The 22,002-nt window shown below is 69.8% G+C and carries 25 protein-coding genes and 1 pseudogene; 10 read left to right on the top strand and 16 right to left on the bottom strand.

Features of this window, described 5'->3' with window-relative positions; genetic code table 11:
* Positions 1-5 precede the first annotated feature (5 nt).
* From IE286_RS20615 to IE286_RS20660, 10 genes are all read right to left on the bottom strand, one after another.
* On the bottom strand, positions 6-611 hold the full coding sequence (locus IE286_RS20615; RefSeq protein WP_189798250.1) for a hypothetical protein: 606 nt from the start codon (positions 609-611) through the stop codon (positions 6-8).
* Positions 612-858: 247 nt separating this feature from the next.
* Positions 859-1,464 (bottom strand): helix-turn-helix domain-containing protein, encoded by a 606-nt coding sequence (locus IE286_RS20620; protein ID WP_189798251.1) that lies wholly within the window; start codon positions 1,462-1,464, stop codon positions 859-861.
* The gene (locus IE286_RS20625) at positions 1,461-1,802 is read right to left on the bottom strand and encodes a hypothetical protein (protein WP_189798252.1); all 342 of its coding nucleotides are present in this window, start codon (positions 1,800-1,802) and stop codon (positions 1,461-1,463) included. Before IE286_RS20625 ends, IE286_RS20620 begins: the two co-directional genes overlap by 4 nt.
* A 530-nt stretch (positions 1,803-2,332) precedes the next feature.
* Positions 2,333-2,935: a hypothetical protein gene (locus IE286_RS20630; protein WP_189798253.1), complete on the bottom strand. Its 603-nt coding sequence runs from the start codon at positions 2,933-2,935 to the stop codon at positions 2,333-2,335.
* 85 nt (positions 2,936-3,020) lie between these two features.
* Positions 3,021-3,206, bottom strand: coding sequence for a hypothetical protein (locus tag IE286_RS20635; protein WP_189798254.1), 186 nt, complete (start codon positions 3,204-3,206; stop codon positions 3,021-3,023).
* 92 nt (positions 3,207-3,298) lie between these two features.
* Positions 3,299-4,399 (bottom strand): hypothetical protein, encoded by a 1,101-nt coding sequence (locus IE286_RS20640; RefSeq protein WP_189798255.1) that lies wholly within the window; start codon positions 4,397-4,399, stop codon positions 3,299-3,301.
* A 148-nt stretch (positions 4,400-4,547) separates the two neighbouring features.
* Positions 4,548-4,721: a hypothetical protein gene (locus IE286_RS20645; protein WP_189798256.1), complete on the bottom strand. Its 174-nt coding sequence runs from the start codon at positions 4,719-4,721 to the stop codon at positions 4,548-4,550.
* A complete protein-coding gene (locus IE286_RS20650; protein WP_189798257.1) occupies positions 4,718-4,969 on the bottom strand; it encodes a hypothetical protein in 252 nt (83 codons plus the stop codon). Before IE286_RS20650 ends, IE286_RS20645 begins: the two co-directional genes overlap by 4 nt.
* Positions 4,966-5,166, bottom strand: coding sequence for a helix-turn-helix domain-containing protein (locus tag IE286_RS20655; RefSeq protein ID WP_189798258.1), 201 nt, complete (start codon positions 5,164-5,166; stop codon positions 4,966-4,968). The genes IE286_RS20650 and IE286_RS20655 overlap by 4 nt, the downstream gene beginning before the upstream one ends.
* 791 nt (positions 5,167-5,957) lie before the next feature.
* On the bottom strand, positions 5,958-6,299 hold the full coding sequence (locus IE286_RS20660) for a hypothetical protein (RefSeq protein ID WP_189798259.1): 342 nt from the start codon (positions 6,297-6,299) through the stop codon (positions 5,958-5,960).
* A 168-nt stretch (positions 6,300-6,467) separates the two neighbouring features.
* Between IE286_RS20660 and IE286_RS20665 the strand changes: the two genes are divergently transcribed.
* Positions 6,468-6,728 (top strand): GntR family transcriptional regulator, encoded by a 261-nt coding sequence (locus IE286_RS20665; RefSeq protein ID WP_189798260.1) that lies wholly within the window; start codon positions 6,468-6,470, stop codon positions 6,726-6,728.
* Between the two features lie 53 nt (positions 6,729-6,781).
* Here IE286_RS20665 and IE286_RS20670 read toward each other — a convergent pair whose 3' ends face one another.
* Positions 6,782-8,416, bottom strand: a complete 1,635-nt coding sequence (locus tag IE286_RS20670) for a recombinase family protein (RefSeq protein ID WP_189798261.1) — start codon at positions 8,414-8,416, stop codon at positions 6,782-6,784.
* A gap of 113 nt (positions 8,417-8,529) precedes the next feature.
* Positions 8,530-9,471 carry a hypothetical protein gene (locus IE286_RS20675; RefSeq protein ID WP_189798262.1) on the bottom strand — a complete coding sequence of 314 codons (942 nt, stop codon included), beginning with the start codon at positions 9,469-9,471 and terminating at the stop codon, positions 8,530-8,532.
* A 37-nt stretch (positions 9,472-9,508) separates the two neighbouring features.
* On the opposite strand from IE286_RS20675, the pseudogene IE286_RS20680 reads away from it, so the two are divergent.
* From IE286_RS20680 to IE286_RS20695, 4 genes and pseudogenes are all read left to right on the top strand, one after another.
* A pseudogene (locus tag IE286_RS20680) lies at positions 9,509-10,153 on the top strand (ATP-binding protein); the annotation flags it as partial.
* Positions 10,150-11,451, top strand: coding sequence for a DNA-processing protein DprA (dprA, locus tag IE286_RS20685; RefSeq protein WP_189798263.1), 1,302 nt, complete (start codon positions 10,150-10,152; stop codon positions 11,449-11,451). The pseudogene IE286_RS20680 and the gene dprA, both read left to right, overlap by 4 nt.
* Positions 11,452-11,725: 274 nt before the next feature.
* Positions 11,726-12,568, top strand: a complete 843-nt coding sequence (gene whiG / locus IE286_RS20690) for an RNA polymerase sigma factor WhiG (protein WP_189798264.1) — start codon at positions 11,726-11,728, stop codon at positions 12,566-12,568.
* A gap of 111 nt (positions 12,569-12,679) precedes the next feature.
* Positions 12,680-13,237, top strand: a complete 558-nt coding sequence (locus tag IE286_RS20695; RefSeq protein WP_189798265.1) for a TetR/AcrR family transcriptional regulator — start codon at positions 12,680-12,682, stop codon at positions 13,235-13,237.
* Positions 13,238-13,263: 26 nt separating this feature from the next.
* Here IE286_RS20695 and IE286_RS20700 read toward each other — a convergent pair whose 3' ends face one another.
* Positions 13,264-13,707: a peptidoglycan DD-metalloendopeptidase family protein gene (locus IE286_RS20700; protein ID WP_372462568.1), complete on the bottom strand. Its 444-nt coding sequence runs from the start codon at positions 13,705-13,707 to the stop codon at positions 13,264-13,266.
* Between the two features lie 662 nt (positions 13,708-14,369).
* Here IE286_RS20700 and rpsB point away from each other — a divergent pair.
* The 5 genes from rpsB to IE286_RS20725 all read left to right on the top strand — a co-directional run bounded on the left by rpsB (position 14,370) and on the right by IE286_RS20725 (position 19,290).
* Entirely contained in the window at positions 14,370-15,212 is an 843-nt protein-coding gene (rpsB, locus tag IE286_RS20705; protein WP_189798267.1) for a 30S ribosomal protein S2, read from the top strand.
* 177 nt (positions 15,213-15,389) lie between these two features.
* Positions 15,390-16,226 carry a translation elongation factor Ts gene (gene tsf, locus IE286_RS20710; protein WP_168131274.1) on the top strand — a complete coding sequence of 279 codons (837 nt, stop codon included), beginning with the start codon at positions 15,390-15,392 and terminating at the stop codon, positions 16,224-16,226.
* 222 nt (positions 16,227-16,448) lie between these two features.
* Positions 16,449-17,207 carry a UMP kinase gene (gene pyrH, locus IE286_RS20715; protein WP_189798268.1) on the top strand — a complete coding sequence of 253 codons (759 nt, stop codon included), beginning with the start codon at positions 16,449-16,451 and terminating at the stop codon, positions 17,205-17,207.
* Between the two features lie 188 nt (positions 17,208-17,395).
* Positions 17,396-17,953, top strand: coding sequence for a ribosome recycling factor (gene frr, locus IE286_RS20720; RefSeq protein WP_125499900.1), 558 nt, complete (start codon positions 17,396-17,398; stop codon positions 17,951-17,953).
* Entirely contained in the window at positions 17,953-19,290 is a 1,338-nt protein-coding gene (locus IE286_RS20725) for a phosphatidate cytidylyltransferase (protein WP_189798269.1), read from the top strand. Before frr ends, IE286_RS20725 begins: the two co-directional genes overlap by 1 nt.
* 132 nt (positions 19,291-19,422) lie before the next feature.
* Here the strand turns inward: IE286_RS20725 and IE286_RS20730 are convergent, their stop codons facing one another.
* The 3 genes from IE286_RS20730 to IE286_RS20740 form a co-directional block, all read right to left on the bottom strand.
* Positions 19,423-20,094 (bottom strand): enoyl-CoA hydratase-related protein, encoded by a 672-nt coding sequence (locus IE286_RS20730; RefSeq protein WP_189798270.1) that lies wholly within the window; start codon positions 20,092-20,094, stop codon positions 19,423-19,425.
* A gap of 398 nt (positions 20,095-20,492) precedes the next feature.
* Positions 20,493-21,713, bottom strand: coding sequence for a hypothetical protein (locus IE286_RS20735; RefSeq protein ID WP_189798271.1), 1,221 nt, complete (start codon positions 21,711-21,713; stop codon positions 20,493-20,495).
* Positions 21,714-21,792: 79 nt separating this feature from the next.
* The coding region (locus IE286_RS20740; RefSeq protein ID WP_229863210.1) for a transposase family protein at positions 21,793-22,002 on the bottom strand (210 nt) is incomplete at its 5' end.

The raw sequence follows: 22,002 nt of genomic DNA on the forward strand, positions 1-22,002 counted from the left end.
GGCGCTCACGGGCTCTCGTCGGCCCATGCGTTGTAGTAGTCGACGACGTGCTGAGCCTCGGGGTGGATGTCGGCTCGGGTGGCGAACGAGATCAAGGCCAAGTCGGCGTAGAAGGTCTCGCCCAGGGAGGTCACCCGGAAGTCGCGCAACAGGTAGTGCGTGATCATCTCTCGGTCTTCACCTCCCTCGTAGACGGCCAGCACCTCGACGCGTCCGCCGTAGCTCTTGTGGTGAGCCTTGAAGCGGCGAAGGAGAAGGTCGAGCCGGTCAGCCTTGCCGATGCGGACCAGGCCGGAGGGAAGCCGTATCGCGTAGGTGAAGCCGGGGGCGAAGGGGCGGGCAGGGTCCTTCTTCCGGTACTCCAGCTCTCGCCTCCCGTGCTCGTCGGTCTTGGCGATCCGCAGAGCCGCACGGTGCCGGTCACACATCGGGCTCATGTCGGTCTCGCGGAAGTCGGCAGGCTCGCCACAGAGGACGCGTACGGGCTTGTCCTCGCGCAGCTTCAGGCGCCGGTGCTCGGAGTGTCCGCACTCGGCAGGCTCGGTCTTCAGCTCGTCGTCGAACGAGGGCGGGGTGATCCAGTCGTAGGCGCCACAGGCGAAGTCGTTCATCGAGTTCGGGTCTCCTTGGTTCGGTCGGTGCCGTGGTGGGGGTCAGCCACCGCGACGAGGAGCGCAGCGACGAGGGCGGTCCTCGGCGTGCGGAGAGAGTGCGTCGGCGGTTGAAGGAGCAAGCCGAAGCGCCAGAGGTTCAAGCGCAACGGCGGTAGGGAGTAAGGGCAACGGCGGTAAGGCTCTGGGGCGAAGTCGTCTTCGGCTTGTGGGGGCGAACGCGACCCCACTTCCTACCGCCGTCGCATCAGGCCGGTACGGCTTCCTTCGCCGCTGCCTTCAGGTCGACCATGCCGAGTCGGACGGCTTCCGCAGACTCGCGCTCCATCAGGTCGATACGAGCGGCCAACTCCCAGGGGTCTTCCTTCAACACACCTACTGTGTTGGTAGGTGTGTTGGTGGTGTGTTGGTCCTTGTGTTGGTACGCCGTCACCGCTGTCGGGTCTTCCTGACAGGGCTGTCGGGTCTTCCCGTCAAGGCTGTCGGGTGTCTCCGTCAGGACTGTCGGGTCTTCCTTCTCCTCGGAAACACCCGTCAGGGCTGTCGGGTCTTCGTCGGGGATCACGAAGCGCCAGTGACTCGCTCGGCCGGGGACTCCTCGGGTCAGTCGCTCGATGAGCCCCGCAGCCTCCAGCCCCTCGAACGCTCGCTCTACGGTTCGCTCGGACAGTCCGAGGTCTTCGGCGATCGTCTTCATGGCCGGGGGTCGCTTGTTCGTGCCGTCCGGGTTGGCGTAGCCGATGTACGCCAGACCCACCAGGGCGTGAGTTGAGTTCTTCAGCTTCGCTCGCCGGAGAACGTACTTCTCCCACTGGACCTTGAAGGGTGCGGGCTTCTTCTTGCCGTCGCTCACTCGGGCGTCTCCTTGTCTCTCAGGCTCCGTCGCCAGTCGGCAGAGCTGTACTCGGGGGCGTAGACCACACAGGCCAGATCTCGGCTCAGCTCCTCGTCGGTGAGCCCTCGGGCGTTCAGCCCCGGCACGCTCCACAGCTCGGCGCCGTACTCGCGTACGAAGGTGAGGCGAAGGGTTCGCCCATCGGCCAGGAAGCGGACGGCCGAGACAACAGCACCAGGGCCGAGCAGGGACAGGTACGCGGGCGTCACATCGCCGTAGACGAGATCGCCGGGACGGGACGGAGCGAGGAGCGGTCGGGTAGTCGCGGCGGTCGTGCTTGTCTGGTTGGGCAGCACGGAACGGACTCCTTCCGTAGGTGGGATGTTCGTCGGGGAGCTCGGCTCAGACCCGGAACGCAGAAGAGGACGCCGGGAGCCGTGACCCTGCTCGGGCCGGTAGCTCTCCTGACGTCCTCTCGAAGTGATCGCCCACTGATCGGGGCGGAAGCGGGACCTTACGTCATGAAGGCCCGGATGTCTACGCCGGCTCATCGGTTTTGCGGTCGACGTCACACCGTCCCGCCATCTCGGCAACGGCCCACGTAGGCAGGCAGGAGCCATGGACGGGAACCCACCTCCCATCCTTCGTGCGCCGTAGGACGAGCCGGACGCCGAGACCGAGGCTCAGTTGCACCAGGCTTCCGGGCTCGGTCTCGTTCAGCTCTTCCAGGGTCATGGTCGATACGTCGGGGTGGTGTCGTCGGCTCACTGTGCGGACACTCCTTCACGGTGCTCTCGGGTTGCTTGGGCTGATGTGCCACCGGTCCGCCCCGAGCCCCATCCACCAGGACGCGGGACGGGACTCGGCGACAGAGTCGGGCTCACGGTCAGAGGAGGTAGCCCCGACCGGAGCGGGGAGCGGCGGCGTCGAGAAGAGGGCTCTTCAGCTCCTCCTCGATCTCCTCGGAGATGCGGGCGTTGTGCTCCTCGAACTCCTCGCGGGTCATCACCAGGGGCTCGGCAACCTCGACGGCCGGAACCTCGACGGTGGGCTGAACCTCGGGCTCGTCGACTTCCAGCGCGGGGGCGAGGATCACGAACGCGCGGACGAGAAGGTCGGTGCTGATCAGGATCGAGACGACAGGAACGACCGAGGCAACGGCGAGTAGCCACGTCTCCGGAGCGCCCCACCATCCGAGCCCGTGGGCCAGGTTGAGCACGACCGAGGCGCCGGTCATGAGGGCCAGGTTCGCGAACGCCAGGCGCCGGGCCTTGACGTCGCCACGGAGGACGAGCAGGGAGACGACAGAGAGGGCGGCGCTCGCATCGGGCACCACGCTGTAGCCAACCTGCCCGAGGCCGGAGAGGTGCACTCCGTTCGCCGCAGCCATGAGGGAGGGCCAGGACGCCACGAACGCGCCGGACAGGACGAGCAGGATCAACAGGCCCAGTAGCGCGACGGCCACTCGGCGGATTCGGTTGTTACGCAAGGGGGTTCGGGTCTCCTTCGGGTTGTGGGCATGCGAAGGGGCGCCCCGCTCAGTGGTCGAGCAGGGCGCCCCGGAGTTGGGTCGGTCAGTTGGTGGTGTGGCCAGACTCGGCGGCGAGCCGGTAGAGGTACTGAGCCTTGGTATGCACGCCCCGGTAGCGCGGCCCGTGCTTCACCTCGGTCTCGGGCGCGATGGTGCGCACCGCGAGGGAGGCGACAGAGAAGGTCTCGACGAGCAGGGCGGCGTACAGGGCGGCGATGGCGTAGGCCATGGAAGTTCTCCGTTCGAGTTCGGTCGGGACCGTGGTCTGATCGGCCCCAGCAACACCCCCGAGGCGGACCACTCGGGAGCGAAGCTGAGGGATCAGGCGCCGGTCTTGGACTTCAGGGAGAACCGAACCGCCATGGTGTGCTCGACGCCGGACGCCGGGGAAGGGTCGCTCAGGTGCTTGATCTGAACCCCATCGGTCACGACTCCCGCACCGTCCAGGAAGCGGCCGGGCAGAGTCTGCGCAGCGTCGACGATGGCCTTCCGAACCTCGCCGGTCGGCAGGCTGAGCGCGTTGGTCTGGAACGCCACCTCGGCGATCACCTCGGTCGTGCGCTCACCCTTGACCGTGCGGGAGTCGTGCTTGACGCCCTTGACCCTGATCTGGAACTGACCGGTACGGACACCGCCACCGGAGATGGGCATCAGGTTGACCGGTCCGCCGACGTCGACTCGGGCGCCAGCCTCGTAGGCCAGGCTTCCCGCTGCCTGCCGAAGCGCGTGCTCGGTCGGGTCGTTCTTCAGGGTCGGGATCGCGTCGAACACGGACACGCCCTGAACCTTGATCTCGTCGACTCCGACGCCGGGGGTCTCGGTCATCTTGTCGCCGGGGACGTGAGAGCCGGGGATGTGCCAGCCTCGGGCCGTGATTGCGTTCGCCAGCTTCGGCCGGTCGAGCATCCGGGAGTACCGCTTGTTCCGGAAGACTCGGACGGTGACGCCTGCCGACTCGCGACCGCCAGTGAAGACGGTGGGGGAGTCCTGCACAACGACGACGGCTGCGTGATCGGTCTCGAAGGTGCGGACGTTGGCGAAGGTGGGGATCACCTCGACGTCGCTCGGGACGATGGCGCGGACAGCTTCGGCGATGCGCTCGGCAACGTGCTTGTCAGCGTGGGCCGGGGTGCGCTCCAGAGTGGCGAGCTTGCGCTTCGAGCCGTCCCGCAGGAGAGAGGTTCGCTCGACGTTGTGGAAGGCGGCGGCGAACGCCTCGGGGCTCACGGAGTCGTCGCCTCGGCCCAGGGTGGCGCGATGGCCGTTCAGCTTCTCCTCGGCCTGAGCGGCTTCGGTGGCGAACCGCTCGACAGCCTCACGGGTGGACAGCAGGTCGGACGCGTAGCCCTTGACCTTCTTGGCGTGCTCGGCCTCGGCCTGCTTGATGACGTCGGCGATGGTGTTGGTCTTGGTGGTAGCCACTGGTTCGGGTCTCCTTCGGTAGGTGTGGCGAGCCGGCGAACGGGCCGTGTGCCGTTCTCCGGGCATGAGAAAACCCCCGTGGTCATCGGGACCAGAGGGGGCGGGTGAGTCGGCGAGAGGGGCCGTTCTGTGGCTTCTCGCGGGGTGTTCAGTTGAGGGTGATCCAGCCGTCTTCGCTGCCGTGCTGCTCGGGCTCTTCGTCGGCTCCGTTGCCGTCGAGCACGTACAGGCGCTCTGTCTCGACCTCGGCTCGGTTGGGGATGAGTGCGCCAGGGTGGACGTCTCGGCCGTAGCTCGATCTCGTCGTTCCGTAGCGGCTCACTGGCCATGCCTCGGCGAGTACCAGTGATCCCAGGCTTCCGCCCACTCGTCCCAGTTGTCGTAGATGAACTGCCGGTCGAGCATGAGCTTCGGGGTGCAGTTCGAGTCGTAGTCCCAGGCGCCGGTCAGCTTCCGCAGGTCTCGCAGATGGAAGATGAAGGTGCGGACGAGGGCGTTGGACTGGCCGAGCCAGATTGCGGCGTTGCTGGTGCTTACCCAGTCTCCGCCGTTGTTGCGCTTCCAGCTCATCGGCCAGCCTCCCGCTTCTTGGCCAGCTCCTCGACCTCGGCAAGCGGGTAGAGGACGGCGTGCCCGACCTTGATGGTCTGGATGGTCTCGGTCCGGTCGGCGCGACGGTTGCGCAGGGTTCCGGGGTGGAGTCCGAGGATCGATGCTGCGGTGATGCTGTCGACGTACTGGACGCCGTTGATGTTGTGCGTGTGCACTGGCAGTACTCCGTTCGTTGGATTGGTTGTCATCAGGTGTTCGGGCCCAAGAGAGACACCCCCCGCCAGCACCAAGGAGGAGTGCCAGCGAGGGGTGTCCGTGTCTCGTCCGTGGTGACAGTGCCCAGGCGACCAACCTGCACGGACGAGACGGGGTGCGCCAGGAACCCGAACAGAACGAGCGCACCCACGAAGGGAGGAGTGAGAGGAGGTCTTGACAAGGGTGAGTCAGTGTGGTAACGGCCCTCATCTACTCATACGGAGAACGATCTTGGTTTTGGCAACAATCTGCCGAAACTGAGACGTGAATCACATGTCATCAGGAGGGATCGCCAAGAAGAAGGGGCCCGACCCGCAGGCCGGGCGAGCGAGGAGCGGAACCCTCTACTTACTGATACGGAGCTCGACCCTCGCTTGTTGCTCTCGATCGCGAGATTGAGACGGAGGTCACGTTGACAGTCGAGCCTTGATGTGCTCCTACCAAGAAGGATGCAGCCGGAGGGGTGATGGTCAGGACGCTTCAGCCGTGACGCCGGTCACTCGCCAGTCCCCGCAGCGAACGACCCTCTACTTACTGGTGGCAGCGAGCGGCCCGGAAGTCAGGGTGATCCGTCGAGACTGAGACGGAGGTCACGTTGTCGACATCGGGCCGGTGTGGTAACGAGCCTCTACATGTAAAGAGCCAGATGATCATGAAGTTGTCCGCATCGAATCCGAAACTGAGACGCGGCTCACATGAAGAGACCCCCACCGGCAAGGGGCGCCAGTAGGGGTCACGGTCGAGCGGGAGGCTACGCGCCCAGGTCTCGGCGCAGCGTCTTGCCGACTTCCAGCGCCTCGGGGTCAATGCCCAGCCGTTCGCCCCGGAGTCGTGCCACCTCGACCGCATCGGCGACGGCACGGGCCAGGTAGCGAACGGCCATCTTCAGCTCGGCTCGGGACGCGCGGACATCGTCGGCAAGGGTGTCCGCTCGCTCGGCGTCCACCTCGGCCGTGGTCAACATCCCCTCTTCCATCGCATCCGCCATCTCGGCCAGGAAGGAACCACCCTCGCCGGTCACCAGATACGCGGGCTTGCCGTCCTCGGTCCAGGGGAGTCGGCGGAGTCGTGCGGCTGGCATCATCTCGGTCATCGTCCTGCACTCCTTGCAGTGCTCGGCGTAGAGCCTCGGTCGGGTCGCTTCCGGCCGGGGCTCGCTCTGTTCTGAGCGGCTTCCAGTGTGCCGCAGCATGACGCAGTTGTCCGCAGCATGGCGCAGCCCGACCGAGCAGACTCCGCTACGCCGCCGCAGGATGAGCGCATGACCGAGGAGAGTGCAGAGCTTCCGCTGTACCGGTGGCAGGAGATCGCCCAGGACTTGACGGAGCAGATCAGGAGCGGACGCCTACCGGTCGGCGCTCGGCTTCCTGGTGAGCGTCTGCTCTGCGAGGAGTACGGGGATGCACTCGGGACCGTGAGGCGTGCCGTCCGGGAGCTACGGGAACAAGGGCTCATCGGCTCCGTACCGGCCAAGGGAACGTACGTGCTCAGGAAGCCGCAGACCCCGCCTGCCGGTGAGTGACAGACGAGGTCCGGTTACGTTGGGTCGACGGCCGGCTGAGCGGAGCGTAGTCGTCAGAGCGTTGCCGTCCGCTCCCTGAGTGCGTCGTAGAAGTTCCTCGGCATGGTGAGCTCGACCCTCCCGAACGTGCGCCGGAACAGTCCCTCCGTCTCTCCGAGGGTGACGAGCGGAAGCGTCTCGGGAAGCTCCTCGCCGTGGACGATGGCGCGTACGCCGGACTCCCGAAGCTCCTTGTTCCTGTCGGCCGGATCGGTCAGCCGCTCGAACCGCTCCCGGTAGGTCTCGCCGGTCGGCTCGTCCTCCCACCTGTCCGGCTCGCTCGGGGTCGAGAGCAGGGCTTCGCGCCGAGACTCCAGCCGAAGGAAGCTCTCCCGGTACTCCTTCTTACCGAGCTCCGAGGAGTAGAGACCCGCTTCCCTGTCCTCCCGCAGCTCGGCCAGTGCTCGCGTGACGTCCTCGATCGCTGCCCGGTTATCGGTACCGGGGATGAACCTGCGCTTCACGACTTCCAGGTGCCCGACCGACTGAAGGAACGCGTCCGTGACGGTCGACTCCAGGACGTCCGCCCGGATCGCTTGGTTCTGCCCGCACTCGGCGCCACCGATGTTCCGGGAGCTGCACCGGTAGTACATCCAGTTGCGGCCGTTGTTCCGGTACATCGCTCGGCCGCAGACGCAGAACGCCACCTGAAGGAGCGGGCTCCTGTCGTAGCGGTTGCCCGCGTTCGGTCGAGCGTTCTCCGTGAGCTTGGCCTGAAGCGCGTCCCACTCGGCCCGAGTAAGCAGGGGTTCGGCACGCTGCAACGGCTGTCCCTCGGAGTCCCTGACGAGCCGCGTACGGGTCTCCTTCTTGCCGTTCGGTAGCTCTACCTCCTCGGTCATCTCGACCTGTCCGAGGAGCGTGTGAGACCGGAGCATCTTCGTAAGGTTGCCGACCCTCCAGAGCGCACCCTTCGGCTCCTTGCCTGCCCGGATTCGTTGGGCGTCCAGGGAGCTCGGAACCTTCTCCTCGTTCAGCCACCGGCACACGGCGTTGATCGCGTCTCCGTCCTCGACGATGCGCCGGACGATCTCCCGCAGCGTTGTTGCCGTGGCCGTGCCGTACTCGTCCGGGACCAGCTTCCAGCCGTCGCCCTCGGAGTCCTTCTCTGCCCGGTAGCCGTACGGCACGAAGCCACCGCGCCACCTGCCGGAGCGCATGAGGTGAGCGAACGACGACTTCGCCCGGAACTTGATCGCCTCCAACTCCCCCTCGGCGAACGCAGCGATCAGAGAGAGAAGGATCTTCCCCATCGGCGAGGAGGGATCGAAGCCGTCTTCAGCAGAGGTGACCCGCTTCCCGTTCGCGGCGGCCCACTCCATGAGCTGATGGGTGTGGATGACTCGGCGAGAGATGCGGTCGAGCTTCCAGGCGCAAGCGATGTCCCATTCACCCGCTCGGCTCGCCTCCCACGCTCGACGCTCCTCGACCTCGGAGACGTCCTTACCGATGGTGGAGGGGAGCCACTTCCCGAGCTCGGGACGCTGCCACGGGGGAACCGCTCCCGATACGTCGGTGTCCTCGGCCCACCCGATCACCTCATGCCCGTTGCGCTGCGCCCATGCCTCGATGCTCGCGCGCTGCCGTACGACCGACGTGCTCTCGTCCGTCGCCCTGCTCAGTCGGACGATCCCCAGTACCCGCGCCACTGCCTGTCTCTCCTGTCGTGCTCTCGTTCGATGATGGGGGAGGGGGAGGCCAGCGAGAGCCGACCTCCCCGTGACGCTGGACACGCGAAGCCTCTTCGCGGTCCTCGCTGGTCTCAGAGACCGGCCGCCTGTCGCAGTGCCTCGACGGACACGGCCACCTCCTCGAAGTCGGGCTCAGTCGTGATGCAGTCCGAGACGTAGAGGCTGAAGACCTTCCGGCCATCCGGGGTGACACCCTCGACAGACAGTCCGCCGTCCTCCCCTTCCAGTGCCTCGACGCCGAGCGGGACGAGTCGGCGCAGAGCATCGGCGAGCAAGGCGTCATGCAGCGTGGCGCCACCGTCAGACAGGGTGACGTCCTCGATTGCCGGGGGAGAGATGAGGACGCCGGTACCGGCGATCACGTCAACGATCGCAGTGAAGGGGTGAAGGTCGATCACCTGTCCTGCCTCGGACTCCAGCCACTCGGTCCGGAGAATGTCCCGGTGCAGTCCCCCGTGACCGGCAGGGAGGATGCAGGGGAGGCGGTGACGGCCAGGGCCCGGACGCTCCCACCCGGAACGGCGAGTGCCGCAAGGGTTGGACTCCTCGGCGTCAAGGAAGGCGGCGACGGTGGGGAAGTGCCGGTCAACGAACGCAGCCGCTCGCTCCTCCTCGGCCGCCTCGGGCTCGACCTTGCGCAGACGCTCGAAGGTGGAGCCGGGGTAGACCGTGACGGTGTTGCGCTTGCCGTCGAAGAGGTACGTCACCCGAAGCTGTCCCAGGTTGTTGCCTACCTCCTCGACGGCCGTAACCGTGCCCTCCCCCTCGTAGAAGCGCAGGGTGTCCCCCTCGCTCAGGTACTCCGCACGGACCGACTCCCACCGCTGGTCTTCGAGCACTCGGGCCGCAACCTCCCGAGCCTGCCGGTACGTGCCGACCTGCCGGACGCGGTTGTCGTGCGCTACCTCGACGTGCCAGACGTTCCCTTCCTTGCGCGCCGTGGCTACGACCTGCCCGCTCTTGTTGGTGGCGAAGTAGCTTCCGGCCGCTTCCTTGCCCCAGGTGAGTTCCATGTGACTGCCTCCCGATCTTGGGAGTAAGTCCGTCTGACTCGACGAGGCCGCCGAGTTCAGCAGCCACGCCCTGGACGCCCTGCGCCAGCCCCTGGAGTGCGGGCACGTGGTGGTCGCCCGCAGCGCGGGGGTGGTCCGCTTCCCGGCGCGGTTCCTGATGGTTCTCGCCGCCAACCCGTGCCCCTGCGGCCGGTTCTCGCTGCGGGACGGCTCCTGCGAGTGCCCGCCCTCCGCGATCCGCCGCTACCAGGCCCGGCTGTCCGGGCCGCTGCTGGACCGGGTCGACCTGCGGGTCGAGGTCGACCCGGTGACCCGGGAGGAGCTGGCCCGGGGCGGCGCGCGCGGCGAGTCCACCGCCACGGTCGCCGACCGGGTGCGCGCCGCCCGGGAACGCGCCGCGGCACGGCTCGCCGGCACTCCCTGGCGCACCAACAGCGAGGTGCCCGGACGGGAACTGCGCAGCCGCTGGCAGGCGGCCCCCGGCGCGCTGGACGAGGCGGAACGCGGGCTGGAGCGCGGCCTGCTGACCGCCCGCGGGCTCGACCGTGTGCTCCGCGTCGCTTGGACGGTCGCGGACCTCGCCGGCCACGACCGCCCGGACGCCGGCGACGTGGCCCTGGCCCTGCAACTGCGCACCGGCGTGCCGCGCGGGGTGCCCATGACCCTCGAAGGTGCGGCATGACCGCCCCCGGCGGCACCGCGCCGCCCGGTGCGGACGACGCCTGCACCGCCGCCGGCGCGTCCGCCGCGGCCCTGCTCGCCGGCACCGGGGTCCGGGCAACCGCCGCCGACGGCCCCGCCCCGGCCGACGGCCCCGGCTCCCGCGGCCCGGACGGCGGCGACGACGAGCGGCTGGCGCGGGCCTTCCTCAGCCGCGTCGTCGAGCCGGGCGACGAGACCGCGGGGCGCTGGGTGCGGGAACTGGGAGCCGTGGAGCTGGCCCGGCGGCTGCGCACGGGCACGCACCGGCTGCCCGGGGTGTCCGACAAGCGATGGGCCGGGCTGCGGGCGCGGGCCGCACGCGCTGACCCCCGGCGGGACCTGGCCGCCGCCCGCGAGGCCGGTGTGCGGTTCGTGTGCCCCGGCGACACCGAGTGGCCCGCCCAGCTCGACGACCTGGGCGACGCCCGGCCCACCGGACTGTGGGTGCGCGGCAGGCCCCATCTGCGCATGTGGGCGCTGCGGTCGGTGGCCCTGGTCGGCGCCCGGGCCTGCACCGAGTACGGCGCGCACATGGCGACCACGCTCGCCGCAGGCCTCGCCGAACGCGGCTGGGTGGTCGTCTCCGGCGGCGCCTACGGCATCGACGGCGCCGCCCACCGCGGCACGCTCGCCGGCTCAGGTGCCACCGTCGCCGTGCTGGCCTGCGGCGTCGACCGGCCCTATCCGCGCGGCCACACCGAGCTGATCGACCGGGTGGCGCGGCAGGGCCTGGTGATCGGCGAACTGCCGCCCGGCGACCACCCCACGCCCAGCAGGTTCCTGGTCCGCAACCGGGTCATCGCGGCCCTCACCCGCGGCACCGTGGTCGTCGAGGCCGCCCACCGCAGCGGCTCGCTCGTCACGGCCCGCGCGGCACAGCGGCTGGGCCGGCACACCATGGGCGTCCCCGGCCCGGCCACCAGCGCCCTGTCCGCCGGCGTCCACCACCTGCTGCGCGAAGGGGCGGAACTGGTCACCGACGCCGCCGAGATCGTCGAGCTGGTCGGCGCCATCGGCGAGCTCGCCCCCGACCGGCGCGGACCGGTCCTCCCGCGCGACCTGCTCGACCCGGACGCCCGGCAGGTCCTGGCCGCGCTGCCCGGGCACGGCACCGCCCCGGCGGACGCCGTCGCCCGCGAGGCACGGACCACCGAGGACGACGCGATCGCGCGCCTGTACGAACTCAGAGCGCTGGGCTATGTCGAACGACAGGGCGGGGGATGGAGGTTGACACGCCAGGCGGTGATCTCGGCCCGCGCGGACCGCACCGGATGCTGACCGCACGTGTTCATCCGTCCGGGGGAACGCCGACACCTGCGCACATACCCGCAGTTGGGCGGTGCGCAGGTGACCGCGGGTGACACCGATGACCCCGTGGGGCGCCCTGCGGAACGCATCTGCGCACGCCTCGTGCCCTGAGGTTCGCGTACCGCGACACGTCAGTCACGCTACGCTCACGTGGTTCCGAGGCAGAACAATCGAATCCCGATCCCATACCGACGACTCACCCAGAAAGCCGCACCCCACGGCAGAACCGAACACAAGGCGACGAATGCCCCAGCACACCTCCGGGTCCGACCGGGCGGCGCCCCCCCCAGCCGCCCGTGACGGCGGCAGCGTGCGACCGCCCGCCCCCTCGACGCTCGACGAGCTGTGGCGGTCGTACAAGGCGACGGGGGACGAGCGGCTGCGGGAGCAGCTGATCCTGCACTACTCACCGCTGGTCAAATACGTGGCGGGACGGGTCAGTGTCGGCCTGCCGCCGAACGTGGAACAAGCCGACTTCGTCTCCTCGGGGGTCTTCGGACTGATCGACGCCATCGAGAAGTTCGACATCGACCGGGAGATCAAGTTCGAGACGTATGCGATCACCCGGATCCGCGGCGCCATGATCGACGAACTGCGCGCCCTGGACTGGATCCCGCGCTCGGTGCGGCAGAAGGCGCGCAACGTGGAGCGGGCGTACGCCACGCTGGAGGCCCGGCTGCGGCGCACTCCCACCGAGAGCGAGGTGGCCGAGGAGATGGGCATCGCGGTGGAGGAGCTGCACGCCGTCTTCAGCCAGCTGTCGCTGGCCAACGTGGTGGCCCTGGAGGAGCTGCTGCACGTGGGCGGCGAGGGCGGCGACCGGCTCAGCCTCCTCGACACCCTTGAGGACACCGCCGCGGACAACCCCGTGGAGATCGCCGAGGACCGGGAGCTGCGCCGCTTCCTGGCCCGGGCGATCAACACGCTGCCCGAACGGGAGAAGACCGTCGTCACGCTGTACTACTACGAAGGCCTCACCCTCGCCGAGATCGGCAACGTGCTGGGGGTGACCGAGAGCCGGGTCAGCCAGATCCACACCAAGTCGGTGCTGCAGCTGCGGGCCAAGCTGGCCGGTTTCGGACGCTGAGGACGGCCGGTTGGTCCGGTCCCCGGCCGCCGGTTCAGCGCCGCGGCGCCTGGCGTGCCGCGCCGGCCGCCTCCGTACAGTGGGGGCGTGCCAAGGATTCGAGCGGCCTCCGTGGCTGAGCACCGGTCGATGCAGCGCGCCGCCCTGCTGGACGCGGCCCGAACGCTGCTGTCCGAAGGCGGGACGGAGGCGCTGACCTTCCCCGCCCTGGCCGAGCGGACCGGGCTGGCGCGGTCCTCGGTGTACGAGTACTTCCGCTCCCGGGCCGCCGTGGTCGAGGAGCTGTGCGCGGTCGACTTCCCGGTGTGGGCCGCCGAGGTCGCCGCCGCCATGGCCGCGGCACACGGCCCCGAGGCCAAGGTGGAGGCCTACGTCCGCAAGCAGCTGGAGCTGGTCGGGGACCGGCGGCACCGGGCCGTGGTGGCGATCTCGGCGAGCGAGCTGGACGCCGGGGCGCGGGAAAGGATCCGCCAGGCCCACGGGGAGCTCGTCGCCATGATCGTCGAGGCCCTGGGCGAGCTGGGGCACGACCGGCCCCGTCTCGCGGCGATGCTGGTGCAGGGCGTGGTGGACGCGGCCGTGCGCCGGATCGAGGCGGGCGTGGCCAAGGAGCCGGGCACGGTCGCCGACGCGGCGGTGGAGATGGTGCTGCGCGGAGTGCGCGGCTGAGGCGGGACGCCCGCCGCCGGAGCCGATCAGTCCTTTGGCATCGGTACCCCCAGCACCGGCAGCAGTCTCGGCGGACCGCCGTCGCGCAGCCACGGCGGCAGGAGCAGCAGCGGATTCAGGTAGGTCCGCTCCCGCAGCAGCCCCCAGTGCAGGCAGCCGCTGCCGCAGTGCGACCGCGTCGCCGCCGTCTCCAGCGTGCCGACGACCTGCCCGGCGGTCACCGCCTCGCCCTCCCGCACCGACGCCCGCACCGGCTCGTACGTCGTCCGCAGCGCCGGTGTGCCCGTCCCCGCCAGCTCCACCGACACCACGCCCCGTCCGGCCACCCGGCCCGCGAACGACACCCGGCCCGCCGCCACCGCCCGCACCACGGCTTCCGGCGGCGCCCCCAGGTCCACGCCCCGGTGCCCGCGCCCGTACGTCGTCGCCGGCGGATCCCAGCCCCGCAGCACCGGCGGCCGCACCCCCACCGGCCACACCCGGCCCACCGCCGGCACCGACGCGTCCCCCGGCGCATCCCCCGGGGCGTCCGCCCCGCCGCCGGCGCCCGAGCCGCTCCCCGTGGTGCCTGTGCCGCTCAACGGGGAGCCCGCCCCGCTGCCTGTGCCCGCATCGCCCGGCGCGCCTCCGGTCACCGGCGCACCACCGGGCGCATCCTTCGTCCCCGGCGGAGCGCCGGCCGCCACGTCCACCCCTGCCGCCGCACCACCGGCCGCAGCGACCGCCGGGCCGCCGGCCGGTGGTGCGCCCGCCCACGCCGCCGACGCCAGCAGCGCCCCCGCCGCACCCAGCAGCAGACCGAGCCATCCGCTCAGCCGGCGCGCTCCGCACATCACCGGCCGCGTCCTGCGCATTCCAGACATGGACCCAGGCTCCCGCAGCCGGGCCGGACCCGCCGTGGCCTGGGGATTACTCGTCGGTTGTGGACATCTGCGTCACCCGGCGCGCTCCGGGTCCCGTACACTTCTCGTGGCGACCCGGGTCACCGGGTCGACTTCGCACGCCCCGACATCCGGTGGTCAGCGCCGGTGTCAGCACCCCTCGGTCCCTTGTGGCACGGTGCATCGCGGGCGTCAGGCGCGGGAGCCGTCCGGCCTCCGCGACACAACCGAGACTCAAGGAGAGTACGGCCATGGCCGTCGTCACGATGCGGGAGCTGCTGGAGAGCGGCGTCCACTTCGGTCACCAGACCCGCCGTTGGAACCCGAAGATGAAGCGCTTCATCTTCACCGAGCGCAACGGCATCTACATCATCGACCTGCTCCAGTCGCTGTCGTACATCGACCGCGCCTACGAGTTCGTCAAGGAGACCGTCGCCCACGGCGGCACGATCATGTTCGTGGGCACGAAGAAGCAGGCGCAGGAGGCCATCGCCGAGCAGGCCACCCGCGTCGGCATGCCGTACGTCAACCAGCGCTGGCTGGGCGGCATGCTCACCAACTTCTCCACCGTCTACAAGCGTCTGCAGCGCCTGAAGGAGCTGGAGCAGATCGACTTCGAGGACGTGGCCTCCTCCGGCCTGACCAAGAAGGAGCTGCTCGTCCTCTCCCGCGAGAAGGCCAAGCTGGAGAAGACCCTCGGCGGTATCCGCGACATGCAGAAGGTGCCGAGCGCCATCTGGATCGTGGACACCAAGAAGGAGCACATCGCGGTCGGCGAGGCCCGCAAGCTCAACATCCCGGTCGTGGCCATCCTCGACACCAACTGTGACCCCGACGAGGTCGACTACAAGATCCCGGGCAACGACGACGCGATCCGTTCCGTCACCCTGCTCACCCGTGTGATCGCCGACGCCGTCGCCGAGGGCCTCATCGCCCGTTCCGGCGGCGCCGAGGGCAAGGGCGAGAAGGCCGCGGGCGAGCCGCTCGCCGAGTGGGAGCGCGACCTGCTCGAGGGCGAGAAGAAGGCCGCCGAGGCCGCCGAGGCCGAGAAGCCGGCCGAGGCTCCGGCCGCCGAGGGCGAGAAGCAGGCCTGACCCGTCAGCGTCAGCGTTGACGGCGGGAGCGGTGCATGAAGTCCGCTCCCGCCGTTCACCCGTAGGTCAGCGGCAGGCCGCAGGCTCCCGGACGACGAGCGGCACGCCCGGCAGCGGCGAGGGACCCGCGGTCCACTGACCGTCGATCTTCAGACTTCGAGAAGGATTCACAGACTCATGGCGAACTACACCGCCGCCGACGTCAAGAAGCTCCGTGAGCTGACCGGCGCCGGCATGATGGACTGCAAGAAGGCGCTGGACGAGGCCGAGGGCAACATCGAGAAGGCCGTCGAGGCGCTGCGCATCAAGGGCCAGAAGGGTGTCGCCAAGCGCGAGGGCCGCTCCGCCGAGAACGGCGCCGTCGTGTCGATCATCGCCGAGGACAACTCCTCCGGTGTCCTCGTCGAGCTGAAGTGCGAGACGGACTTCGTCGCCAAGGGCGAGAAGTTCCAGTCCGTGGCCAAGGCCATCGCCGAGCACGTCGCCAAGACCTCCCCGGCCGACATCGAGGCCCTGCTCGCCTCCGAGATCGAGCCCGGCAAGACCGTCCAGGCGTTCGTCGACGAGGCCAACGCCAACCTCGGCGAGAAGATCGTCCTGGACCGCTTCGCGCAGTTCTCGGACGGCTTCGTCACCGCGTACATGCACCGCACGATGCCCGACCTGCCCCCGCAGATCGGTGTCCTCGTCGAGTTCGACAAGCCGAACCCCGAGGTCGCCAAGGGCGTCGCGCAGCACATCGCCGCGTTCGCGCCGAAGTACCTCTCCAAGGACGACGTGCCGGCCGAGATCGTCGAGAAGGAGCGCCGGATCGCCGAGGAGACCACCCGCGCCGAGGGCAAGCCCGAGGCCGCGATCCCGAAGATCGTCGAGGGCCGTCTGAACGGCTTCTTCAAGGACGCCACCCTGCTCGGCCAGCCCTACGCGCTGGACAACAAGAAGTCGGTCCAGAAGGTTCTGGAGGAGGCCGGTGTCACCCTGAAGCGCTTCACGCGCATCAAGGTCGGCATCTGAGTCCGTTGAGTCCGCCACCCGGCGGACATCCGACCCGGACAGGGTCGACAGCAGTCGTCCCCGTCGGCCGCGCCTGCCGGCACCCGTGCCGGCAGGCGTCAGGGCACCGCGGACGACGGCAGATCTGACGAGGAGGCCATTGCCGCTGCATGGGATGCGAGACACGCCCCACCGGCAATGGCCTTCTTCGTATGTGCACCATGTAACAGAGGCGGGATATACATGACCACCAAGGCCCAGAAGAGCGACGACGGCAAAGTACCCGGCCGGTTTCTGCTGAAGCTGTCCGGAGAGGCCTTCTCCGGCGGCGGGGGCCTGGGCGTCGACCCCGACGTGGTGCACGCCATCGCGCGCGAGATCGCGGCCGTCGTCCGTGACGGTGCCCAGATCGCCATCGTGATCGGCGGCGGCAACTTCTTCCGCGGCGCCGAGCTGCAGATGCGCGGCATGGACCGGGCCCGTTCCGACTACATGGGCATGCTCGGCACCGTGATGAACTGCCTGGCGCTGCAGGACTTCCTGGAGAAGGAAGGGGTGGACTGCCGGGTGCAGACCGCCATCACCATGGGCCAGGTCGCCGAGCCCTACATCCCGCTGCGCGCCGTGCGTCACCTGGAGAAGGGCCGTGTGGTGATCTTCGGCGCCGGTATGGGCATGCCGTACTTCTCCACCGACACCACCGCCGCCCAGCGTGCCCTGGAGATCGACGCCGAGGCGCTGCTCATGGGCAAGAACGGCGTGGACGGGGTTTACGACTCCGACCCCAAGACCAACCCGGACGCCGTGAAGTTCGACGCGCTCGGCTACGGAGAGGTCATCACCCGCGACCTGAAGGTCGCCGATGCCACGGCGATCACGCTGTGCCGGGACAACCAGCTTCCGATCGTCGTGTTCGAACTCCTGAAGGAGGGCAACATCGCCCGCGCCGTCAAGGGTGAGAAGATCGGCACGCTCGTGGGTGACCGGGTCGGCCAGAGCTGACCGGCAACCCCCGGGCACGGGTCCGCCGGGACGCCACCTGTCCGGGGGACGGACGGGACGGACCCGGGCCGGGGGATGGACAATGTCCTGCCGGTCGGGAACCGTGCAGGAAGAAGACGCGACGCAGCCGGCCGCCGGCCCCGATGGGAACCGCAGCCGGGCCTACTCAAGACACGCAGGAGCAAGTGGTGATCGAAGAGACCCTCCTCGAGGCCGAGGAGAAGATGGAGAAGGCCGTCGTGGTCGCCAAGGAGGACTTCGCCGCGATCCGCACCGGCCGAGCGCACCCGGCGATGTTCAACAAGATCATGGCCGACTACTACGGCGCGCCGACGCCGATCAACCAGCTGGCTTCGTTCTCGGTGCCGGAGCCGCGGATGGCGGTCGTGACCCCGTTCGACAAGAGCGCGCTGCGCAACATCGAGCAGGCGATCCGTGACTCCGACCTGGGCGTCAACCCGAGCAACGACGGCAACATCATCCGCGTGGTGTTCCCCGAGCTGACCGAGGAGCGCCGCCGCGAGTACATCAAGGTCGCCAAGGGCAAGGGCGAGGACGCCAAGGTGTCCATCCGTTCCGTGCGCCGCAAGGCCAAGGACGCCATCGACAAGCTGGTCAAGGACGGCGAGATCGGCGAGGACGAGGGCCGTCGCGCGGAGAAGGAGCTGGACGACACCACCGCGAAGTACGTCGCGCAGGTGGACGAACTGCTCAAGCACAAGGAAGCGGAGCTGCTCGAGGTCTGATGAACGACTCTTCCTGGGGAGCGCCGCAGCAGGCCGGGCACTGGGGGCCCGCGGACCGGTCACCCGGCGGTGGACCGGTCCCGGGAGCCGTCCCGGCAGGCCCCGAGTACGGTGCGCAGGGCGCCCAGCAGACCCGCCCCTTGCCCGTCGTGCCCGAGTGGCCGGCTCACGGCGGTGACCAGGAGGACCCAGGGGCCGTCCCCGCGGGCGGCCCCCCCTTCCACGACGAGATACCCCAGCCGCCTCCGGCCGGCCGGCCCGCCGCACCGCCTGGGCCGCAGCCGTTCGCCGAGCCGGCGGACGTCGCACCGCCCGCGCCGCAGCCGTACGACCCGCGGCACGCGCGGCCCACGCCGCCCCCGGGGCCGTACACGGCGCAGCCGCAACCGCAACCGCAGCCGTACGCAGGGCCGCAGCCACGGCCCCAGGACACGCCGCACACGCCGCCCGCTGCCGGGACGGCGTCGCAGAATCCGGAGCCCATGCCCGACGCCCCGCAGCCGGCGCCCGCACCGCAGAAGAAGAGCGCGGGCCGCGACCTGGGCGCGGCCATCGGGGTCGGCGTCGGCCTCGGCGTGGTGATCGTCGCGGCCCTCTTCGTCGTCAAGGCGGCCTTCGTCGGCGTCATCGCGGTCGCGGTCGTGGTCGGCCTGTGGGAGCTGACCAAGCGACTGGACGAACGCAAGGGCATCAAGGCGCCGCTGGTGCCGCTGGCCGTCGGCGGCGTGGCGATGGTGCTCGCCGGATACCTCCGCGACGCCGAGGGCGCGTGGGTGGCGATGGCGCTGACCGCGCTCGCGGTCCTGGTCTGGCGCATGGCACGACCACCCGAGGGATACCTCAAGGACGTCACGGCCGGTGTGTTCGCGGCGTTCTACGTGCCGTTCCTGGCCACGTTCGTGGCGATGATGCTCACCGCCGACGACGGCCCGTTCCGCGTGCTGACCTTCCTGCTGCTGACCGTGGTCAGCGACACCGGCGCCTATGCGATCGGCTGGCGCTTCGGCAAGCACAAGCTGGCCCCGCGCATCAGCCCGGGCAAGACCCGCGAGGGCCTGTTCGGCGCGGTCGCCTTCGCCATGCTGGCCGGGGCGCTGTGCATGGAGTTCCTCATCGACGGGGGCGCCTGGTGGCAGGGCCTCCTTCTGGGTCTCGCGGTCGCCGCCAGCGCCACCCTCGGCGACCTCGGCGAATCCATGATCAAACGTGACCTGGGCATCAAGGACATGGGCACCCTGCTCCCCGGCCACGGCGGCATCATGGACCGCCTCGACTCCCTGCTCCCGACCGCCCCCGTGGTCTGGCTGCTGCTGGTCGTCTTCGTCGGCGCGGGCTGACCCGCTGCCGTTCCCCGCACGAGAGGGACCCGCCGCCCGCAGGGGTGGCGGGTCCCTCTGCGTGTGTGTCTGTCGCGTGACGCGTGTGCCCGGGGGTCCGTGGCGTGGCGCGGGCGGACCCTGCGACTCCGGTCAGCCGAGCGGGTTGCGGGTGTCGCGCAGGGCGGCCAGCACCGAGGCGTACATACGGGACTTGATGGTGCCGAGGGTCTCGCCGGCCCTGTCCGCCTGGGCCCGGGCCAGCTCGACGGCCGTGGAGCGCACGGCGTCCTCGGCGACCGCCCGGTCGACGATGCCGGCGGCCGCGGCGTCGGTGCCGCCGTAACGGCGCGCGGTGACCATGGCCTCATGCGCGGTCTGCGGCGCCAGCCGTGCCTGGATCAGTGCCGCCATGCCGGAGGTGTAGGGGATGCCGACGTCCACTGCGGGCACGCACCAGTAGCCGCGGTCGGCGCGCATGACGCGGAGGTCGTGCGCGAGGGAGAAGATCGCGCCGGCGCCGAAGGTGTGCCCCTGCAGCGCGGCCACGGTGACGACGGGCAGGGCCAGCATCCGCGCCAGCAGCTCGTGCACGGAGACGACGTAGTCGCGGTACCGGTCGGCGTGCGCGGACAGCCACTCCAGGTCCAGCCCGTTCGAGTAGATCTTGCCCGCCGCGACGGTCACCAGGGCGCGGGGACCCTCGGCCTTCTCCACCTCGTCGAGCGCGGCGCCGACCGCGCCGATCCACTCGGGATGGAAGCGGTTCTCGCCGTCCCCCAGGTCGAGGATGAAGACGGTGTCCTGACGGTCGAGCGCGGGCATGACGGCTCCTTCGAGGCGGTGCTTGTGCGCCCGCAAGGTAGGTGGCGGAGTGCCGCCGCGCAAGGGAGGGTGCCGCCGCCCGGGGTGCCTGCGCGACGTCCGAGCCAGGGATGCCCCGGCGACGATCGTCTCCTCCGTCGCCGCCTCGGGCCGCAACCCGGCGCTCGCTGCGCGAGTCCGGTGCTCCGGCGGTCAGGCCGGGGCACCGGCATGAACACGCCGCGGGCGGTGGACAGCAGAGCAGACCGGTCGAGTGCCTCGGACAGGCGGTCCGAGGACAAAACGACTGCTCCGCCGGCCCGCCTCGCACGCAGGCCGGAGCATCGGGGCGGTGAGGGGTCGACGAGGCGGCCGACGAGCACACCCTTCGGCATGGGGGATCTCACCCTTTTCCGAGATCACACGTCGGTGACCGGCGTCCTCGACCTCCGTGGACAGAACAGCTGGACCAGTGTTCCGCCGGCCGTGATGGTGAACGTGCGGCCCTGGACACCGACGCTCGGGTCGCCGTCGGGACGGCTGTCGTCGGCCCAGGCGATGAGCGCGCCCTCCGGCCCGTTGCCGAAAGCCGTCGTGACGCACGTCTGGAACCGCGCACCGGTGGTCGCCGTACTGACCTGGACCTTCTCGCCGAGCGAGCTCTCGTGCTCGGAGTAGAGGCGCGCCATCGCTGTGGGGACGGTCTGATGGGTGTCCGCGCTCTCCTCGACCCAGGCCAGGAGGAAGCGACCGCTCGGCAGGTGCGCCACGGCGGGATCGTAGCGGGTGAAGTGCCGTGGATCGCCGGCCGTGAAGTGCACGGTCTTGGTGCCGTCCGGCTTGAAGACGTTCGCCACCACCGTGCTCTGATCCTTGCCCAGGTCGCTCGGCTGGATGTGGCTGACGCTGGTGACGACGAACTGCCCGCTGTCGAGCAGCGTGATCCCGTTGACGCCCGTGACATGGCCGACGTTCGGCTGGATCTCGGCTGTCAGGGCGTTCGCCTCGGAGTCGAAGAACCTCAACGTGAGCCGGTCGCCGCCGATCGCGAGGGGATCCGTCGACCAGGCACAGACCCAGTTGCCGCCCTTCAGGACCGTGGCCGCCGGCGCCCGGTGGAACCCTTCGGTGGTACTGAGCGTGAGTTCCCCGGTCGCCGGCGCGCCCTTTGAGGTGAACCGCCGTGCGCGGATGCGCTGGTCGGCTCGCGGGTCGGCCCAGGTGACGAGGGCACCGCCGTCGGTCATGAACGTGAGGAAGGGCCGGACCTCCGGGTCCACGTCCTCGCTGACCAGCACCGGCTCGCCGGCCGGGCGGCCGTCGGTGAACCGCTGCAGTCGCAGGCTCGGGTGGGGGCCGGGGATGCCGGGAGAAGTCTCCAGCCAGACGGCGAACTGGCCGCTGATGCCCGCGGACAGGACCGCGGGCCACTGCGGTCGCACCGGGGCGCCTCCGGCCGGCCGCGAGCCGACCGTGAACTCGTCGTCGAGCGTGTTGCCCTGGAGCCCCAGAAGTCGGCCCTTGACGGTGAAGTCGTGCTGGTCCGCCCACAGCGCCATGTACTGCGTGCCCAACAACGAGGCGACGGCGGGCTGCTTCTGATCACCGGCCTGGGGTGCGCTCACGGGGAAGTCGGCCATGACGGCGCTCCGGATCATCGCGATGGGGCATAACGAGGAGGGATGCGGTCGGCCGAGCCATTGAGATCAGTGAGTTTCTTCAGCGTTGCCGCTCCAGGGTGAGTACAGCTTTGGCGATTGACGTCATGCGGTTCGGGCTGCAGCGGGCTCTGCGGAAGATCCGCCAGGACTTCAGGCCGGCGACACCGCGTTCGACCGGTGCCCGCGCTGCTGCCAGGGTCCGGTTGACGGTCTTCTCGGTGGGGGTGAGTTCCTGCAGGGGCCTGCGTTTGATGCCCGTGGTCAGCCA

Origin of the sequence: Streptomyces thermodiastaticus, assembly GCF_014656135.1 — a bacterium.
In the GTDB taxonomy this organism is placed as follows: domain Bacteria; phylum Actinomycetota; class Actinomycetes; order Streptomycetales; family Streptomycetaceae; genus Streptomyces; species Streptomyces thermodiastaticus.

Coding starts and splice junctions, on each gene's coding strand:
- IE286_RS20615 (WP_189798250.1), bottom strand. CDS start 611: ATGAACGACTTCGCCTGTGGCGCCTACGACTGGATCACCCCGCCCTCG.
- IE286_RS20635 (WP_189798254.1), bottom strand. CDS start 3,206: ATGGCCTACGCCATCGCCGCCCTGTACGCCGCCCTGCTCGTCGAGACC.
- IE286_RS20650 (WP_189798257.1), bottom strand. CDS start 4,969: ATGAGCTGGAAGCGCAACAACGGCGGAGACTGGGTAAGCACCAGCAAC.
- IE286_RS20660 (WP_189798259.1), bottom strand. CDS start 6,299: ATGACCGAGATGATGCCAGCCGCACGACTCCGCCGACTCCCCTGGACC.
- IE286_RS20665 (WP_189798260.1), top strand. CDS start 6,468: ATGACCGAGGAGAGTGCAGAGCTTCCGCTGTACCGGTGGCAGGAGATC.
- IE286_RS20675 (WP_189798262.1), bottom strand. CDS start 9,471: ATGGAACTCACCTGGGGCAAGGAAGCGGCCGGAAGCTACTTCGCCACC.
- dprA (WP_189798263.1), top strand. CDS start 10,150: ATGACCGCCCCCGGCGGCACCGCGCCGCCCGGTGCGGACGACGCCTGC.
- whiG (WP_189798264.1), top strand. CDS start 11,726: ATGCCCCAGCACACCTCCGGGTCCGACCGGGCGGCGCCCCCCCCAGCC.
- rpsB (WP_189798267.1), top strand. CDS start 14,370: ATGGCCGTCGTCACGATGCGGGAGCTGCTGGAGAGCGGCGTCCACTTC.
- tsf (WP_168131274.1), top strand. CDS start 15,390: ATGGCGAACTACACCGCCGCCGACGTCAAGAAGCTCCGTGAGCTGACC.
- pyrH (WP_189798268.1), top strand. CDS start 16,449: ATGACCACCAAGGCCCAGAAGAGCGACGACGGCAAAGTACCCGGCCGG.
- IE286_RS20725 (WP_189798269.1), top strand. CDS start 17,953: ATGAACGACTCTTCCTGGGGAGCGCCGCAGCAGGCCGGGCACTGGGGG.
- IE286_RS20730 (WP_189798270.1), bottom strand. CDS start 20,094: ATGCCCGCGCTCGACCGTCAGGACACCGTCTTCATCCTCGACCTGGGG.
- IE286_RS20735 (WP_189798271.1), bottom strand. CDS start 21,713: ATGGCCGACTTCCCCGTGAGCGCACCCCAGGCCGGTGATCAGAAGCAG.